Origin of the sequence: Acinetobacter sp. WCHAc060033 (assembly GCF_004209125.1) — a bacterium.
In the GTDB taxonomy this organism is placed as follows: Bacteria; Pseudomonadota; Gammaproteobacteria; order Pseudomonadales; family Moraxellaceae; genus Acinetobacter; species Acinetobacter wuhouensis.
This window is the reverse complement of sequence record NZ_SGSW01000043.1, coordinates 1-13,991: the sequence shown is the minus strand read 5'-3', so window position 1 is coordinate 13,991 and position 13,991 is coordinate 1. Positions and strand designations below refer to the sequence as shown.

Sequence of the window (13,991 nt, the reverse complement as noted above, 5' to 3'; positions counted from 1 at the left end):
TTATGCCTATTCAAAAATGTAAGCCAACGTCTCCAGGGCGTCGCTTTGTAGAGAAGGTTGTTCACAATCATCTTCACAAAGGCGCACCTTATGCTCCGTTGGTAGAAGCAAAAAAACGTACTGGTGGTCGTAATAACAACGGTCACATTACTACTCGTCACGTTGGTGGTGGTCATAAGCAACACTATCGTATCGTTGACTTTAAACGTAACAAAGATGGCATTCCTGCGACTGTAGAGCGTATCGAATACGATCCTAACCGTACTTCACATATTGCACTTGTGCTTTATGCTGACGGTGAACGTCGTTATATCATTGCGCCTAAAGGTCTACGTGCTGGTGATAAAGTACAATCTGGTAACGATGCTCCAATTCGTCCAGGTAACTGCTTGCCACTTCGTAACATGCCTATCGGTTCTACACTTCATAACATTGAGCTTAAAATCGGTAAAGGTGCACAATTAGTGCGTTCTGCTGGTACTTCTGCTCAGTTATTAGGTCGTGACGGTTCTTACGCTATCATTCGTCTACGTTCAGGCGAAATGCGTAAAGTACACGTTGAATGTCGCGCTGTGTTAGGTGAAGTATCTAACTCAGAAAGCAACCTTCGCTCACTTGGTAAAGCAGGTGCAGCACGCTGGCGTGGCGTTCGTCCTACCGTTCGTGGTATGGCGATGAACCCAGTAGACCATCCACATGGTGGTGGTGAAGGGCGTAACAAAGGTATTCAACCTGTAAGCCCATGGGGTCAAAAAGCTAAAGGGTACAAAACACGTACCAACAAGCGTACGACTAAGATGATCATTCGCGACCGTCGCGTTAAGTAACAAGTAAAGGAATCTGACAATGCCTCGTTCTCTGAAAAAAGGCCCATTCGTCGATGCGCACTTGTTCGCTAAGGTTGAAGCGGCAATCGCGGCTAATAACCGTAAGCCGATCAAAACTTGGTCGCGTCGTTCGATGATCCTCCCAGATTTTGTTGGTTTAACAATTTCTGTACACAATGGCCGTAACCATGTTCCAGTGATCGTATCTGAACATATGGTTGGACATAAATTAGGTGAATTCGCGCCAACTCGTACCTATCGTGGTCACGGTGTTGACAAGAAGTCTAAACGTTAATAGGTGCTATGATGGAAGTAACTGCTAAATTACGCGGTGCCGCTATCTCGGCACAAAAAACTCGTTTGGTTGCAGATCTAATCCGCGGCAAATCTGTTGCGCACGCTTTAAATATCTTGAACTTCAGCAACAAAAAAGCTGCAGTTTTAGTTAAAAAAGCATTGGAATCTGCGATTGCAAACGCTGAACATAATAACAGTTTAGATGTAGACGATCTTAAAGTAACTACGATTTACGTTGATGAAGGCATGAGCCTTAAACGTATTATGCCACGTGCTAAAGGCCGTGCAGATCGTATTACTAAGCGTACTTGTCACATTACCGTTAAGGTAGGGGTTTGATATGGGTCAGAAGGTTCATCCAATCGGTATCCGCCTTGGTGTTGTAAAACGTCATAACGCCAACTGGTATGCGAGTCCGAAACAATACGCTGAATACTTGCTTAAAGATCTTCAAGTTCGTGAGTTTTTAACTAAAAAACTTAAAAGCGCGATGATCAGCAATATTCTTATCGAACGTCCTACAGGCGCTGCTAAAGTAACTATTAGCACTGCTCGTCCAGGTATCGTGATCGGTAAAAAAGGCGAAGACATTGAAAAATTACAGCGTGAACTCACTACAATTATGGGTGTTCCAGCGCAAGTAAGCATCAACGAAATCGATCGCCCAGATTTAGACGCTCGTTTAGTTGCTGAAGCGATCGCTTCTCAATTAGAAAAACGTGTAATGTTCCGTCGTGCTATGAAGCGTGCGGTTCAAAACTCTATGCGTGCTGGTGCTAAAGGTATTAAAGTTGAAGTTTCTGGTCGTTTAGGCGGTGCTGAAATTGCACGTACTGAATGGTATCGTGAAGGTCGTGTACCTTTGCATACACTTCGTGCTGACATCGACTATGCAACTATGCGTGCTGAAACTACTTACGGTACGATTGGTGTTAAAGTTTGGATTTTCCGTGGCGAGATCTTAGGTGGCATGAAACAAGTCATGAACCCTGCTCCTGCTGAAGAACGTCCAGCTAAACGCGGTCGCGGTCGTGGTGAAGGTCAAGAGCGTCGTGGTCGTCGCAATGATCGTTCTGCTGAAAAAGGAGAATAATCCATGTTGCAACCTAAACGTACTAAATTCCGTAAAGTGCAAAAAGGCCGTAACACTGGTCTAGCGCACCGTGGTAGCACAGTATCTTTCGGTACAATCGCACTTAAATCAGTTGAACGTGGTCAAATGACTGCGCGTCAAATTGAAGCTGCGCGTCGTACAATTAGCCGTCGTGTTAAACGTGGTGGTAAGATCTTTATCCGTGTTTTCCCAGACAAACCAATTACTGAAAAACCATTAGAAGTTCGTATGGGTAAAGGTAAAGGTTCTGTGGAATACTGGGTTTGCCAAATCAAACCAGGTAAGATCTTGTACGAAATGGATGGTGTGAGTGAAGAATTAGCTCGTGAAGCGTTTACGCTTGCAGCGGCTAAACTTCCGTTCAAAACCACTATCGTTACTAAGACGGTGATGTAATGAAAACTAAAGATCTACGTGAAAAGTCGGTAGAAGAGTTGACAGCTTTGCTTGATGAGCAACAGCTTAACCAATTCCGTCTTCGTATGGCGAAAGCAACTGGTCAATTGGGTAAATCGCATGAAGTTGCGCTTACTCGTAAGACAATTGCTCGTATCAAGACCCTCCTTACCGAAAAACAGGGGAACGCACAATGAGTGAGCAAACAGTTCGCACGTTAACAGGTAAAGTCGTAAGTGACAAAATGGACAAGTCTATTGTTGTACTTATTGAACGCCGCGTTCAACACCCGTTGTATGGCAAATCAATTCGCCGTTCAACTAAATTACACGCTCATGATGAGAACAACACAGCTAAAACTGGTGATGTTGTAACCATCAAAGAAAGCCGCCCAATCTCAAAAACTAAAGCTTGGACTTTAGTGGAAGTTATTGAAGCTGCTGCTGAGTAATTAACGTTCTTGTTGCATCATCGGTCAATTTCGAGTACTCTTTGAGCCTTTCGAAATTGCGACCGGTGATGCTCGGTTTTGGAGTAGGGCAATGATTCAAACCGAAAGTATGCTAGACGTAGCAGACAACAGTGGTGCTCGCCGCGTACAATGTATTAAAGTACTTGGTGGTTCACATCGTCGTTATGCTTCTGTTGGCGACATTATTAAAGTTACTGTAAAAGAAGCTATTCCACGTGGCCGTGTTAAAAAAGGTGACGTGATGAATGCTGTTGTTGTACGTACAAAATTCGGCATCCGTCGTCCAGATGGTTCAGTTATTCGTTTCGATGATAACGCAGCTGTTATTTTGAACAACAACAAAGCACCGATTGCAACTCGTATTTTCGGACCAGTGACTCGTGAACTTCGTACTGAACAGTTCATGAAAATTATTTCATTGGCTCCTGAAGTTCTATAATAGAGGCAATCATGGCTAAGATTAGAAAAGGCGATCAAGTAATTGTGATCGCAGGTAAAGAAAAAGGCAAACAGGGTACTGTATTGTCTGTTTCAAATGACCAAGTTAAGGTTGAAGGCCTTAACTTAGTTAAGAAGCATCAAAAGCCGAACCGTGCAACAGGTGCTGAAGGCGCTATCGTTACACAAGAAGCTTCGCTTCATATTTCAAATGTAGCAATTTTTAATGCTGCAACCCAAAAGGCTGACCGTGTTGGTTACCAAGTGACTGAAGGCGTGAAAACTCGCGTTTACAAGTCAAATGGTGAATCAGTGGCGGTAGCGAAGTAATAGGTTGAAATAGGCTATGGCCAGACTTAAAACGCGTTATAACGACGAAATCCGAGCTAAGTTAAAAGAAGAACTTGGTCTAGGTAATGTGATGGAGATTCCTCGCATCACAAAAATCACTATCAACATGGGTGTTGGTGATGCTGCTGCTGACAAGAAATTGTTAGATGGCGCTCTTTCTGATATGCAAGCTATTGCTGGTCAAAAACCAGTGCTTACTTTAGCTCGTAAATCAATCGCTGGTTTTAAAATCCGTGATGGTTGGCCGATTGGTTGTAAAGTAACTTTACGCGGCGAACGTATGTACGAATTCTTAGACCGTTTGATCTCTATCGCGATCCCTCGTATTCGTGACTTCCGCGGTTTTTCTGCGAAATCATTTGATGGTCGTGGTAACTATTCAATGGGTCTCAAGGAACAAATCATGTTCCCTGAAATCGATTTTGATAAGATCGATCGTATTCGTGGTATGGATATTACTATCACTACGACTGCTCGCACCGATGACGAAGGCCGTGCACTTATTCGTGCATTTGGCTTCCCGTTCAAATAAGAGGTCGATATGGCTAAGAAAGGTATGATTAATCGCGAATTGAAACGCGAAGCAACAGTTGCTAAATACGCTGCAAAACGTGCTGAATTAAAAGCTACGATTGCAAACGTAAATGCTTCTGATGAAGAACGTTTCGATGCGATGATGAAGTTACAAGCATTACCACGTAATGCATCTCCAGTACGTCTTCGTAACCGTTGTGGTTTAACTGGTCGTCCTCATGGTTACTTCCGTAAGTTCGGCCTAAGCCGTAACAAATTACGTGACACAGTAATGCAAGGTGACGTACCGGGCGTTGTTAAGGCAAGCTGGTAAGGAGCGACTATAAATGAGTATGCAAGATACCGTTGCCGACATGCTAACACGTGTTCGTAACGCACAAATGGCAAAGAAACAAACTGTTTCTATGCCTAATTCTAAGTTGAAAGTTGCAATTGCAAACGTACTTCAACAAGAAGGTTACATTTCAAATGTAGAAGTTGCTGAAGTTGAAGGCAAAGCTACTTTGACAATTACTTTAAAATATTTTGAAGGCAAACCAGTTATCGAAACTGTGAAACGCGTAAGCCGTCCAGGTCTACGTCAGTATCGCGGTAAAGATGCACTTCCGAGCGTTAAGCAAGGTTTAGGTATTGCAATTGTTTCTACAAGCAAAGGCATCATGACTGATCGCGCTGCACGTTCTGCGGGCGTTGGTGGTGAAGTTATTGCTTTTGTTTCTTAATAGGTGATTCCTCATGTCTCGTGTGGCTAAAGCCCCAGTAGCTGTACCTAATGGTGTAACAGTTACTCAGAACGGCCGGCAGGTCGAAGTGAAAGGCAGCAAAGGTACGTTGTCTTTCAACCTGCATGCGCTGGTCGAGCTTAAACAGGAAGAAGGTCAACTTCATATTGCTCCAGTTAAAGAATCTCGCGATTCTTGGATGCAAGCTGGCACTGCTCGCGCTGTTCTTAATAACCTTGTAAAAGGTGTTAGCGAAGGTTTCGAACGTAAGTTACAACTTATCGGTGTTGGTTATAAAGCTGCGGTTAAAGGTACTGTTGTTAACCTTAACCTTGGTTTCTCTCACCCGATTGATTACAACCTTCCTGAAGGTGTAACTGCTGAAACTCCAACAGCGACTGAAATTATCCTAAAATCTGCTGATAAAGCAAAATTAGGTCAAGTTGCTGCGGAAATCCGTGGTTACCGTCCGCCAGAGCCTTATAAAGGTAAAGGTGTTCGTTATTCTGACGAAGTTGTACTTCGTAAAGAAGCTAAGAAGAAATAAGGCGCGAGGTTCTTATGAACGAAAAGAAACAATCCCGTTTGCGTCGTGCGAAAAGCACACGCTTGCACATCCGTGCATTGGGTGCGACTCGTTTGTGTGTAAACCGCACGCCGCGTCACATCTATGCTCAAGTTATTTCTGCAGATGGTGGCAAAGTTTTAGCGCAAGCTTCAACTTTGGATGCATCACTACGTAGCGGTACTACAGGTAATGTAGACTCAGCTACTAAAGTAGGTGCTTTAATCGCAGAACGTGCAAAAGCTGCTGGTGTAACTAAAGTTGCATTTGACCGTTCTGGTTTTAAATATCATGGTCGTATCAAAGCCTTGGCTGATGCTGCTCGTGAAAACGGCTTGGAGTTCTAATCATGGCTAAAGTTGAACAAAACGAAGGTCTTGTTGAAAAGCTGGTTGCCGTTGATCGTGTAGCCAAAGTTGTTAAGGGTGGTCGTATCTTCTCTTTCACAGCATTGACTGTGGTTGGTGATGGTAATGGTCGTGTAGGTTTTGGTCGCGGTAAAGCTCGTGAAGTTCCAGCTGCTATTTCTAAAGCACTTGAAGCTGCACGTCGCAACATGATCACTGTTGATCTTGTTGACGGTACTGTACAACATCCTATCAATGCTCGTCATGGCGCTAGCCGTGTTTACATGCAACCTGCATCAGAAGGTACTGGCGTAATCGCTGGTGGTTCTATGCGCGCAGTTTTAGAAGCTGCTGGTGTACGTAACGTATTGACTAAGTGTTATGGTTCTACTAACGCAGCGAACGTTGTAAACGCGACTTTTAACGGTTTGCGTGATATGACTTCTCCTGAGAAAGTAGCTGCGAAACGTGGTCTTTCAGTAGAACAAATTTTAGGGTAATCAATCATGAAAACGATTAAAGTTACCCAGACTAAATCTTCTTCACATCGTTTGAAAAATCACAAACTTTCGTTGAAGGGTTTAGGTCTGCGTCGTATTGGTCATACAGTAGAAGTGGTAGATACTCCTTCTAACCGTGGTATGATCAACCAAGTCTACTATATGGTTAGTGTAGAGGAATAAGCCATGACTCTGCGTTTAAATACAATTGCACCTGCAGAAGGTGCTAAGCGTGATAACCTTCGTTTAGGTCGTGGTATCGGTTCTGGCGTTGGTAAGACTGGTGGCCGTGGTGTTAAAGGTCAAAAATCACGTAAAAGTGGTGGCGTTCGTCCAGGCTTTGAAGGCGGTCAAACTGCGTTATATCGCCGTTTACCTAAATTCGGTTTTACAAGTCAATTGGCTTTGAAAACTGCTGAAGTACGTTTGTCAGAGCTTGCTAAAGTTGAAGGTGATATTGTTTCACTTGAAACTTTGAAAGCTGCGAATGTTGTACGTAAAGATATGTTACGTGCTCGTATCGTTCTTTCTGGTGAAATCACTCGTGCATTCACTGTTCAAGGTGTTGCATTGACTAAAGGCGCTAAAGCTGCTGTTGAAGCTGCTGGCGGTAAAGTCGAGGAGTAATCGCGAGTGACTATGTCTCCTAGTTCTTCAGGTCATGTTAACATGATGAAAGGCCAACCATTTCATGTGAAATACCGTGAAATTATTCGCCGATTAATGTTTTTAATTGGTGCATTGGTGGTTTTTCGACTAGGAGCGCATATTCCTCTGCCGGGTATCGATAATGTCGCTCTAGAACGTTTTTTCAAAGCTAATGAAGGTACTTTTTTAGGTTTGTTTAATATGTTCTCGGGTGGAGCATTAGAACGAATGTCCATTCTAGCGTTAGGGATCATGCCTTACATTTCTGCTTCGATTATCGTGCAGCTGATGTCAACAGTGGTTCCTTCGTTAGAAGCTTTAAAGAAAGAAGGCGAGCAAGGTAAGCGTAAGATTAATCAATATACGCGTTATGGCACGCTCTTACTTGCATTAGTCCAAGGTATTGGAATGTGTGCTGGTCTAATTAGTCAAGGGATTACTTTGACTTCAGGACTGGCTTTTTACGTTCCAGCACTAACATCGTTAGTTGCAGGTACTATGTTCTTGATGTGGTTGGGTGAGCAAATAACTGAACGTGGTGTTGGTAATGGTATCTCAATGATTATCTTTGCAGGTATTGTTGCTGGCTTACCAAACCTAGTGATTCAAGCATTTACTTCGGTAGATAATGGTCAATCAAGTTTAATTGGTTTGGCTGTATTTGGGTTGCTATCAGTTGCTGTTTTAGCAGCAATCGTGTTTATTGAGAAAGCTCAACGTCGTATTCCTGTAAACTATGCTCAAAAGCAACAAGGTCGTCGTGTATTCACTGCACAGCAAACACATTTGCCATTGAAAATTAATATGGCAGGGGTTATTCCAGCAATTTTCGCAAGTTCGTTATTGTTGTTCCCTGCAAGTTTAGGTCAATGGTTGGGTAGTGCTGATCCAAATGCAGGAATTGTAAAACGTAGCCTTCAAGATTTGGCATTGGTATTATCGCCTGGACAACCGTTGTATTTGGTGCTCTTCGGTGCGCTCATCATATTCTTCTGTTATTTCTATACGGCGCTTGTATTTAGCCCGAAAGAAGTATCAGAAAACTTGAAGCGTAGCGGAGCTTATGTACCTGGTATTCGCCCAGGTGAGCAAACTGCTCGTTACTTAGATCATATTCTTAATCGTTTGACGTTTATTGGTGCAATTTACATCACTGTGATTTGTTTGATGCCGATGATTCTGCAAAGTTCATTTGGTATTCCGTTCCACCTTGGTGGTACATCATTGCTGATCGTAGTTGTAGTTGTGATGGACTTTATGGCTCAGCTTCAAGCTCATCTCACATCTCATCAATATGACAATCAATCGTTAATGAGAAAAACGACTGCTCATCCTAAGGGATAAGCGCACTTAGAAGGTTTCATCATGAAAGTACAAGCTTCTGTAAAGAAAATTTGTGGTAACTGTAAAGTTATCAAGCGTCATGGGGTTATTCGCGTAATTTGCAGCGCAGAACCTCGTCATAAGCAGCGTCAAGGTTAATTTAATTAAGACCTGTTGATTTCAGTAGGCTAATTAGGTTATTATCCGCCCCTCAAGATTTTTGTGGGGCGGTTGATTATCTCTACTGCCTTTTTGGAGAAATTTGAATGGCTCGTATTGCCGGTGTAAACATTCCGGATAACAAGCATGCTGTTATCTCTCTCACGTATATTTTTGGTATTGGCCGCCACACTGCTAAGAACATCTTAGCTGCTGCAGGTATCGCTACTACAACTAAAATCCGTGAATTAGATGATGCTCAGCTTGATGCGATTCGTGCTGAAGTTGCTAAGGTTCCGACCGAAGGTGACTTACGTCGCGAAATTTCCATGAACATTAAACGTTTAATGGATTTAGGCTGCTACCGCGGTCTTCGTCATCGTCGCAGCTTGCCTGTTCGCGGACAACGCACCAAAACTAACGCACGTACCCGTAAAGGTCCGCGCAAACCTATTAAGAAATAAGATTTCTGGAAGCTAAAAGATGGCTAAAGATACTCGCACACGCAAGAAGGTCACTCGTACCGTCTCTGAAGGTGTTGCACACATTCACGCTTCTTTTAATAACACCATTGTTACGATCACAGATCGTCAAGGTAATGCATTGGCTTGGGCTACTTCAGGTGGACAAGGCTTCCGTGGATCACGTAAATCAACTCCGTTTGCTGCTCAGGTAGCTGCTGAAGTTGCTGGTAAAGCTGCTTTAGATTACGGTTTGAAAAACTTGGACGTCCTTGTAAAAGGTCCTGGTCCAGGTCGTGAATCTGCGGTTCGTGCATTAGGTGCAGTGGGTTATAAAATTAACAGCATTACCGATGTGACTCCGATTCCGCACAACGGTTGCCGTCCACCTAAAAAACGTCGCGTGTAAGGAGAAACATTCATGGCTCGTTATATTGGTCCAAAATGCAAACTCTCTCGCCGCGAAGGGACAGACCTGCAATTAAAATCTGGCGTTAAACCTTTTGACGTCAAAACTAAAAAAGCTGCTAAAGCTCCTGGTCAACATGGTCAGGCGCGTGGTGGTAAACAATCTGAGTACTCACTACAATTACGTGAAAAACAAAAAGTACGTCGTATGTACGGTGTTTTAGAGCGTCAATTTAGTAACTACTATAAAGAAGCTGCTCGTGTTAAAGGCGCAACAGGTGAAAACTTGTTGAAATTGCTTGAAAGCCGCCTCGATAACGTTGTTTATCGTATGGGTTTTGGTTCTACACGTGCAGAAGCTCGTCAGCTTGTATCTCACCGTTCAATCACTTTAAATGGTCGTCGTGTTAACATCGCGTCTATCCAAGTTAAAGCGGGCGATGTGATCGCAGTTCACGAAAGTGCTAAACAACAATTACGTATCAAAAACGCAATTGAATTAGCTACTCAACGTGGTACAGCTGCTTGGATTGAAGTAGATCATTCAAAACTTGAAGGTACATTTAAATCTGCACCTGATCGTTCTGATTTACCAGCTGAAATCAACGAAAGCTTGATTGTAGAATTGTATTCTAAATAATCCTTGAGGTAGCAATAATGACGCGTACTGCAAACGAGTTTCTAACTCCGCAAGCGATCAAGGTCGAAGCGGCAAGCGGGACCTCGGCAAAAGTGATTCTTGAACCATTAGAGCGTGGCTTTGGTCATACTCTAGGTAATGCTTTACGTCGCATCCTATTATCTTCTTTACCTGGCGCTGCTGTGGTTGAAGTTGAGATAGAAGGTGTCGAGCACGAGTACAGTACTTTAGAAGGCTTGCAGCAGGACATCGTCGAGCTCTTGCTGAACCTAAAAGGATTGTCTATTAAGCTGTTCGATCAAAACGAAGCATATTTAACATTAGAAAAACAAGGTCCTGGTGATGTTACTGCCGCAGATCTTCGTTTACCTCATAATGTTGAAGTGGTTAACCCTGAACATTTGATTGGCACTTTAAGTGCTTCAGGCTCATTAAAAATGCGCTTGAAAGTTTCTCAAGGCCGTGGCTATGAAACTTCTGATTCACGCTTCCCAGAAGGCGAAACTCGCCCTGTAGGTCGCTTACAGTTAGATGCTTCTTATAGCCCGATCAAACGTGTGTCTTATACCGTTGAAAATGCGCGTGTAGAACAACGTACTGACCTTGACAAGCTTGTCATTGATCTTGAAACAAATGGTACTGTAGATCCAGAAGAAGCAATCCGCAAAGCGGCAACAATCTTGCAACAACAAATTGCAATTTTTGTTGATCTTCAGAAAGATCAAGCTCCAGTTGCTCAAGAACCACGTGAAGAAGTTGATCCAATCTTGCTTCGTCCAGTTGATGATCTAGAGCTTACTGTTCGTTCTGCTAACTGTTTGAAAGCAGAAAATATTTACTACATTGGTGATCTTGTACAGCGTACAGAGGTTGAGCTACTTAAAACGCCTAACCTTGGTAAAAAATCGCTTACAGAGATCAAAGATGTTCTGGCTTCTAAGGGCTTACAGCTCGGCATGCGTTTAGAGAACTGGCCACCAGCTAGTCTCCGTATGGACGATCGTTTCGCCTATCGTAGCCGTTAATTAAGTAGGACTATCACCATGCGTCATCGTAATAGTGGTGTGAAATTAGGCCGTACAAGCAGTCATCGTAAAGCGATGTTCCAAAACATGGCTAACTCTTTGTTCGAGCACGAGTTGATTAAAACAACTGTGCCTAAAGCAAAAGAGTTACGTCGTGTAGCTGAGCCTTTAATCACTTTAGCTAAAAACGATACAGTAGCGAACCGCCGTTTGGCATTTGCTCGTACTCGTTCAGCAGCAACAGTTGGTAAATTATTTACCGTTCTTGGCCCTCGTTATAAAGAACGTAACGGCGGTTATCTACGTGTTCTTAAAGCTGGTTTCCGTGCAGGTGATGCTGCGCCGATGGCTTATGTAGAACTTGTGGATCGTGAAGTAAACTAAGTTTACTCACGCCATAGAACAATCGGTTGTTCGAAAAGGTCGGTATTTTACCGACCTTTTTTATGCTTTAAAATTAACAATTTTGTCTGACAATCTGTTATTTTGTCCTGAACTGACATGAATTTCGTCAGAAATATGCAAACTTGACATTGCGTATTGTCAAATTTGTGCTTTAATAAAAATGTACTTTTAAAAAGGTTATAAAAAGAAAATGGAAAAGCAAGTCGATATTCTCATCGTTGGCGCAGGCATCTCTGGTATTGGTGTTGCTGCTCATTTATCTAAAAATTCACCACAGCGGTCGTTTGAAATTATTGAGCGTCGTGAAAGCTTTGGTGGAACTTGGGATTTGTTTAAATACCCAGGGATTCGTTCAGACTCAGATATGTCTACATTTGGCTTTAATTTTAAGCCTTGGCAAAAAGCCAATGTTTTGGCTGATGGTGCATCGATTAAAGGTTATGTGGCTGAAGTTGTTGATGAATTTAAATTAAAAGAGAAAATTCATTTTAACCATCGTGTTCGTACAGCAAATTATGATTCTTCAACGAAGAAATGGGTTGTAGAAATTGAAGATCCGAATGGTAAATTACAAACTTGGGTTGCCAATTTTGTTGTAGGGTGTACTGGCTATTATAATTATGATCAAGGTTATCAGCCAGATTATCCGGGTAAAGAAAACTTTAAAGGTCAATTTATCAATCCACAATTCTGGCCAGAAAATTTAGATTATGCTGGCAAAAAAGTGGTGATTATTGGTAGTGGTGCAACAGCAATTACTTTAGTACCTGCGATGTCAAAAGGCGGTGCAGGGCATGTAACGATGTTACAACGTTCGCCAACGTATATTGCTTCGATTCCTTCGGTTGATTTTGTGTATGACAAGATGCGTAAGGTATTGCCAGAAGATATTGCTTATAAATTAACTCGTGCGCGTAATATTGGTATGCAACGTGGTATTTATGCTTTAGCTCAGAAGCAACCTAAAGTCTTGCGTAAATTGTTATTAAAATCGATTGAAATGCAGCTGAAGGGTAAGGTGGATATGAAACACTTTACACCGAACTATAATCCATGGGATCAACGTTTGTGTGTGGTACCTGATGGTGATTTATTCAAAATTTTACGTTCGGGTAAGGCGAGTGTTGAAACTGACCATATTGAAAAAATTACTGAAACTGGTATTCAATTAAAATCAGGTCAGCATTTAGACGCAGATATTATTGTTTCTGCAACAGGTTTGGAGATCCAAATTTTAGGTGGAATCAAAGCGACATTAGATGGTAAACCACTCAATACTTCTCAGCATATGTTGTACCAAGGTGTAATGGTCAGTGATGTACCAAACATGGCTATGATCATTGGTTATATTAATGCATCATGGACATTGAAAGTTGATATTGCTGGTGAATATATCAGTCGCCTTGTGAATTATATGGATAAAAAAGGCTTTGATGAAGTCATTCCACAAGGGGATGCGACTGAATTGATGGAAGATACAGTAATGGGTAGCTTATCGTCAGGTTATATTGCTCGTGCAGCAAATGTGATGCCGAAACAAGGTAAGCATGCGCCATGGAAAGTGACCAATAACTATCTTGCTGATCGTAAAGAGCTTAAGAATGCTAAGTTTGATGATGGTGTATTGAAGTTTCATAAGCGTGAAGCTCAAGCAGCAAAAAAGCCTAAACTAGTTTCTTAACTTGCTCAAAGCAAATATAGGGAACATTAAAGGAGCGTAAGCTCCTTTTTTTATTGGTGTGATTATTCAGAGTCGTGATAGTAGTTTTTTTCACCTAAGCCGATTGTCCAAAAATGTTTAGCTTTATCCAAATCCACCAATAACCAATCCTGATTTTCTAAATATTGGTTATTTTTTTTCATTTCTGTAATATTTTCCATAACGTCTTGTTCTGTGTACTGTCGCCAAATGCCGACAGAAATATTTAAAAAAGTAAAACAATAATCGGCTTCACTAAGATCAACATGACCATTATTTTTTTCTGTGAGCAGTTGGATAAGATTGTTCGCATCAATTTGAAATGGATCAACACCATAAATAGAAAGTTTAGTTTTTTCTGGATAAGGTCCGTTTATAAACTCAATAAATTCAATGCTTTTATTTTGATTGAGATCAATACGCAGTTCATATTGATCATAATATAGTTGCACAGCATCTGAGTGTTCAGCAGGCTGCCCAAGCAGATGGATAAGCTCTGTTTGAGATTGCCCTAAAGCAATATGGCCAATATTTTCAATATCGATACCATGAAGCGGGATCATGTTGATTTTGATCATTTTGTGTAAACCTTAAAATTTTAGTTTTTCATTCAGCCATTTTTATTGTCTATAGATAGGGGCTGTTGACATTTCATAAATG

At 42.0% G+C, this 13,991-nt stretch carries 25 protein-coding genes and 1 pseudogene; 25 read left to right on the top strand and 1 reads right to left on the bottom strand.

The window, feature by feature from the left end; genetic code table 11:
* Positions 1 to 2 precede the first annotated feature (2 nt).
* From rplB to EXE10_RS16285, 25 genes and pseudogenes are all read left to right on the top strand, one after another.
* Entirely contained in the window at positions 3 to 827 is an 825-nt protein-coding gene (gene rplB / locus EXE10_RS16405) for a 50S ribosomal protein L2 (RefSeq protein ID WP_068973572.1), read from the top strand.
* Between the two features lie 19 nt (positions 828 to 846).
* Positions 847 to 1,122: a 30S ribosomal protein S19 gene (gene rpsS / locus EXE10_RS16400; RefSeq protein ID WP_004281508.1), complete on the top strand. Its 276-nt coding sequence runs from the start codon at positions 847 to 849 to the stop codon at positions 1,120 to 1,122.
* A gap of 11 nt (positions 1,123 to 1,133) precedes the next feature.
* Positions 1,134 to 1,463: a 50S ribosomal protein L22 gene (rplV, locus tag EXE10_RS16395; protein WP_065994096.1), complete on the top strand. Its 330-nt coding sequence runs from the start codon at positions 1,134 to 1,136 to the stop codon at positions 1,461 to 1,463.
* 1 nt (position 1,464) lies between these two features.
* Positions 1,465 to 2,281, top strand: a pseudogene (gene rpsC / locus EXE10_RS16390) (30S ribosomal protein S3).
* Positions 2,221 to 2,634 carry a 50S ribosomal protein L16 gene (gene rplP / locus EXE10_RS16385; RefSeq protein WP_004725694.1) on the top strand — a complete coding sequence of 138 codons (414 nt, stop codon included), beginning with the start codon at positions 2,221 to 2,223 and terminating at the stop codon, positions 2,632 to 2,634. Before rpsC ends, rplP begins: the two are co-directional and overlap by 61 nt.
* Complete coding sequence (gene rpmC / locus EXE10_RS16380) at positions 2,634 to 2,831, top strand: 50S ribosomal protein L29 (RefSeq protein WP_004825188.1); 198 nt, start codon at positions 2,634 to 2,636, stop codon at positions 2,829 to 2,831. The genes rplP and rpmC overlap by 1 nt, the downstream gene beginning before the upstream one ends.
* On the top strand, positions 2,828 to 3,085 hold the full coding sequence (gene rpsQ, locus EXE10_RS16375) for a 30S ribosomal protein S17 (protein ID WP_004725698.1): 258 nt from the start codon (positions 2,828 to 2,830) through the stop codon (positions 3,083 to 3,085). Before rpmC ends, rpsQ begins: the two co-directional genes overlap by 4 nt.
* A gap of 91 nt (positions 3,086 to 3,176) precedes the next feature.
* Positions 3,177 to 3,545: a 50S ribosomal protein L14 gene (gene rplN, locus EXE10_RS16370; RefSeq protein ID WP_004725701.1), complete on the top strand. Its 369-nt coding sequence runs from the start codon at positions 3,177 to 3,179 to the stop codon at positions 3,543 to 3,545.
* Positions 3,546 to 3,556: 11 nt separating this feature from the next.
* Positions 3,557 to 3,874: a 50S ribosomal protein L24 gene (gene rplX, locus EXE10_RS16365; RefSeq protein ID WP_068973574.1), complete on the top strand. Its 318-nt coding sequence runs from the start codon at positions 3,557 to 3,559 to the stop codon at positions 3,872 to 3,874.
* A 16-nt stretch (positions 3,875 to 3,890) separates the two neighbouring features.
* The gene (gene rplE / locus EXE10_RS16360; RefSeq protein ID WP_068973575.1) at positions 3,891 to 4,427 is read left to right on the top strand and encodes a 50S ribosomal protein L5; all 537 of its coding nucleotides are present in this window, start codon (positions 3,891 to 3,893) and stop codon (positions 4,425 to 4,427) included.
* Positions 4,428 to 4,436: 9 nt separating this feature from the next.
* A complete protein-coding gene (rpsN, locus tag EXE10_RS16355; protein WP_068973576.1) occupies positions 4,437 to 4,742 on the top strand; it encodes a 30S ribosomal protein S14 in 306 nt (101 codons plus the stop codon).
* A gap of 13 nt (positions 4,743 to 4,755) precedes the next feature.
* The gene (rpsH, locus tag EXE10_RS16350) at positions 4,756 to 5,151 is read left to right on the top strand and encodes a 30S ribosomal protein S8 (protein ID WP_068973577.1); all 396 of its coding nucleotides are present in this window, start codon (positions 4,756 to 4,758) and stop codon (positions 5,149 to 5,151) included.
* Positions 5,152 to 5,164: 13 nt separating this feature from the next.
* On the top strand, positions 5,165 to 5,698 hold the full coding sequence (gene rplF, locus EXE10_RS16345; protein WP_130114096.1) for a 50S ribosomal protein L6: 534 nt from the start codon (positions 5,165 to 5,167) through the stop codon (positions 5,696 to 5,698).
* A gap of 14 nt (positions 5,699 to 5,712) precedes the next feature.
* Positions 5,713 to 6,063: a 50S ribosomal protein L18 gene (rplR, locus tag EXE10_RS16340; RefSeq protein ID WP_004725713.1), complete on the top strand. Its 351-nt coding sequence runs from the start codon at positions 5,713 to 5,715 to the stop codon at positions 6,061 to 6,063.
* Positions 6,064 to 6,065: 2 nt separating this feature from the next.
* A complete protein-coding gene (gene rpsE, locus EXE10_RS16335) occupies positions 6,066 to 6,563 on the top strand; it encodes a 30S ribosomal protein S5 (RefSeq protein WP_004825184.1) in 498 nt (165 codons plus the stop codon).
* Positions 6,564 to 6,569: 6 nt separating this feature from the next.
* On the top strand, positions 6,570 to 6,746 hold the full coding sequence (gene rpmD, locus EXE10_RS16330; protein ID WP_068973579.1) for a 50S ribosomal protein L30: 177 nt from the start codon (positions 6,570 to 6,572) through the stop codon (positions 6,744 to 6,746).
* 3 nt (positions 6,747 to 6,749) lie between these two features.
* Positions 6,750 to 7,190, top strand: coding sequence for a 50S ribosomal protein L15 (rplO, locus tag EXE10_RS16325; protein ID WP_068973580.1), 441 nt, complete (start codon positions 6,750 to 6,752; stop codon positions 7,188 to 7,190).
* Positions 7,191 to 7,235: 45 nt separating this feature from the next.
* A complete protein-coding gene (gene secY, locus EXE10_RS16320; RefSeq protein WP_171064902.1) occupies positions 7,236 to 8,555 on the top strand; it encodes a preprotein translocase subunit SecY in 1,320 nt (439 codons plus the stop codon).
* Between the two features lie 21 nt (positions 8,556 to 8,576).
* Positions 8,577 to 8,693: a 50S ribosomal protein L36 gene (gene rpmJ / locus EXE10_RS16315; RefSeq protein WP_068973582.1), complete on the top strand. Its 117-nt coding sequence runs from the start codon at positions 8,577 to 8,579 to the stop codon at positions 8,691 to 8,693.
* 107 nt (positions 8,694 to 8,800) lie between these two features.
* A complete protein-coding gene (gene rpsM, locus EXE10_RS16310; RefSeq protein ID WP_005012957.1) occupies positions 8,801 to 9,157 on the top strand; it encodes a 30S ribosomal protein S13 in 357 nt (118 codons plus the stop codon).
* Positions 9,158 to 9,176: 19 nt separating this feature from the next.
* Positions 9,177 to 9,563, top strand: coding sequence for a 30S ribosomal protein S11 (gene rpsK, locus EXE10_RS16305; RefSeq protein WP_001040166.1), 387 nt, complete (start codon positions 9,177 to 9,179; stop codon positions 9,561 to 9,563).
* A gap of 12 nt (positions 9,564 to 9,575) precedes the next feature.
* On the top strand, positions 9,576 to 10,202 hold the full coding sequence (gene rpsD, locus EXE10_RS16300; protein ID WP_068973583.1) for a 30S ribosomal protein S4: 627 nt from the start codon (positions 9,576 to 9,578) through the stop codon (positions 10,200 to 10,202).
* A 17-nt stretch (positions 10,203 to 10,219) separates the two neighbouring features.
* Positions 10,220 to 11,227: a DNA-directed RNA polymerase subunit alpha gene (locus EXE10_RS16295; protein ID WP_004816876.1), complete on the top strand. Its 1,008-nt coding sequence runs from the start codon at positions 10,220 to 10,222 to the stop codon at positions 11,225 to 11,227.
* Between the two features lie 18 nt (positions 11,228 to 11,245).
* Complete coding sequence (gene rplQ / locus EXE10_RS16290; RefSeq protein ID WP_004281488.1) at positions 11,246 to 11,611, top strand: 50S ribosomal protein L17; 366 nt, start codon at positions 11,246 to 11,248, stop codon at positions 11,609 to 11,611.
* 211 nt (positions 11,612 to 11,822) lie between these two features.
* Complete coding sequence (locus EXE10_RS16285) at positions 11,823 to 13,313, top strand: flavin-containing monooxygenase (protein ID WP_130114095.1); 1,491 nt, start codon at positions 11,823 to 11,825, stop codon at positions 13,311 to 13,313.
* Positions 13,314 to 13,375: 62 nt separating this feature from the next.
* On the opposite strand, the gene EXE10_RS16280 is transcribed toward EXE10_RS16285, so the two are convergent.
* Positions 13,376 to 13,909, bottom strand: coding sequence for a hypothetical protein (locus tag EXE10_RS16280; RefSeq protein WP_130114094.1), 534 nt, complete (start codon positions 13,907 to 13,909; stop codon positions 13,376 to 13,378).
* Positions 13,910 to 13,991: the final 82 nt, after the last annotated feature.

Coding starts and splice junctions, on each gene's coding strand:
- rplB (WP_068973572.1), top strand. CDS start 3: ATGCCTATTCAAAAATGTAAGCCAACGTCTCCAGGGCGTCGCTTTGTA.
- rpsS (WP_004281508.1), top strand. CDS start 847: ATGCCTCGTTCTCTGAAAAAAGGCCCATTCGTCGATGCGCACTTGTTC.
- rplV (WP_065994096.1), top strand. CDS start 1,134: ATGGAAGTAACTGCTAAATTACGCGGTGCCGCTATCTCGGCACAAAAA.
- rplP (WP_004725694.1), top strand. CDS start 2,221: ATGTTGCAACCTAAACGTACTAAATTCCGTAAAGTGCAAAAAGGCCGT.
- rpmC (WP_004825188.1), top strand. CDS start 2,634: ATGAAAACTAAAGATCTACGTGAAAAGTCGGTAGAAGAGTTGACAGCT.
- rpsQ (WP_004725698.1), top strand. CDS start 2,828: ATGAGTGAGCAAACAGTTCGCACGTTAACAGGTAAAGTCGTAAGTGAC.
- rplN (WP_004725701.1), top strand. CDS start 3,177: ATGATTCAAACCGAAAGTATGCTAGACGTAGCAGACAACAGTGGTGCT.
- rplX (WP_068973574.1), top strand. CDS start 3,557: ATGGCTAAGATTAGAAAAGGCGATCAAGTAATTGTGATCGCAGGTAAA.
- rplE (WP_068973575.1), top strand. CDS start 3,891: ATGGCCAGACTTAAAACGCGTTATAACGACGAAATCCGAGCTAAGTTA.
- rpsN (WP_068973576.1), top strand. CDS start 4,437: ATGGCTAAGAAAGGTATGATTAATCGCGAATTGAAACGCGAAGCAACA.
- rpsH (WP_068973577.1), top strand. CDS start 4,756: ATGAGTATGCAAGATACCGTTGCCGACATGCTAACACGTGTTCGTAAC.
- rplF (WP_130114096.1), top strand. CDS start 5,165: ATGTCTCGTGTGGCTAAAGCCCCAGTAGCTGTACCTAATGGTGTAACA.
- rplR (WP_004725713.1), top strand. CDS start 5,713: ATGAACGAAAAGAAACAATCCCGTTTGCGTCGTGCGAAAAGCACACGC.
- rpsE (WP_004825184.1), top strand. CDS start 6,066: ATGGCTAAAGTTGAACAAAACGAAGGTCTTGTTGAAAAGCTGGTTGCC.
- rpmD (WP_068973579.1), top strand. CDS start 6,570: ATGAAAACGATTAAAGTTACCCAGACTAAATCTTCTTCACATCGTTTG.
- rplO (WP_068973580.1), top strand. CDS start 6,750: ATGACTCTGCGTTTAAATACAATTGCACCTGCAGAAGGTGCTAAGCGT.
- secY (WP_171064902.1), top strand. CDS start 7,236: ATGAAAGGCCAACCATTTCATGTGAAATACCGTGAAATTATTCGCCGA.
- rpmJ (WP_068973582.1), top strand. CDS start 8,577: ATGAAAGTACAAGCTTCTGTAAAGAAAATTTGTGGTAACTGTAAAGTT.
- rpsM (WP_005012957.1), top strand. CDS start 8,801: ATGGCTCGTATTGCCGGTGTAAACATTCCGGATAACAAGCATGCTGTT.
- rpsK (WP_001040166.1), top strand. CDS start 9,177: ATGGCTAAAGATACTCGCACACGCAAGAAGGTCACTCGTACCGTCTCT.
- rpsD (WP_068973583.1), top strand. CDS start 9,576: ATGGCTCGTTATATTGGTCCAAAATGCAAACTCTCTCGCCGCGAAGGG.
- EXE10_RS16295 (WP_004816876.1), top strand. CDS start 10,220: ATGACGCGTACTGCAAACGAGTTTCTAACTCCGCAAGCGATCAAGGTC.
- rplQ (WP_004281488.1), top strand. CDS start 11,246: ATGCGTCATCGTAATAGTGGTGTGAAATTAGGCCGTACAAGCAGTCAT.
- EXE10_RS16285 (WP_130114095.1), top strand. CDS start 11,823: ATGGAAAAGCAAGTCGATATTCTCATCGTTGGCGCAGGCATCTCTGGT.
- EXE10_RS16280 (WP_130114094.1), bottom strand. CDS start 13,909: ATGATCAAAATCAACATGATCCCGCTTCATGGTATCGATATTGAAAAT.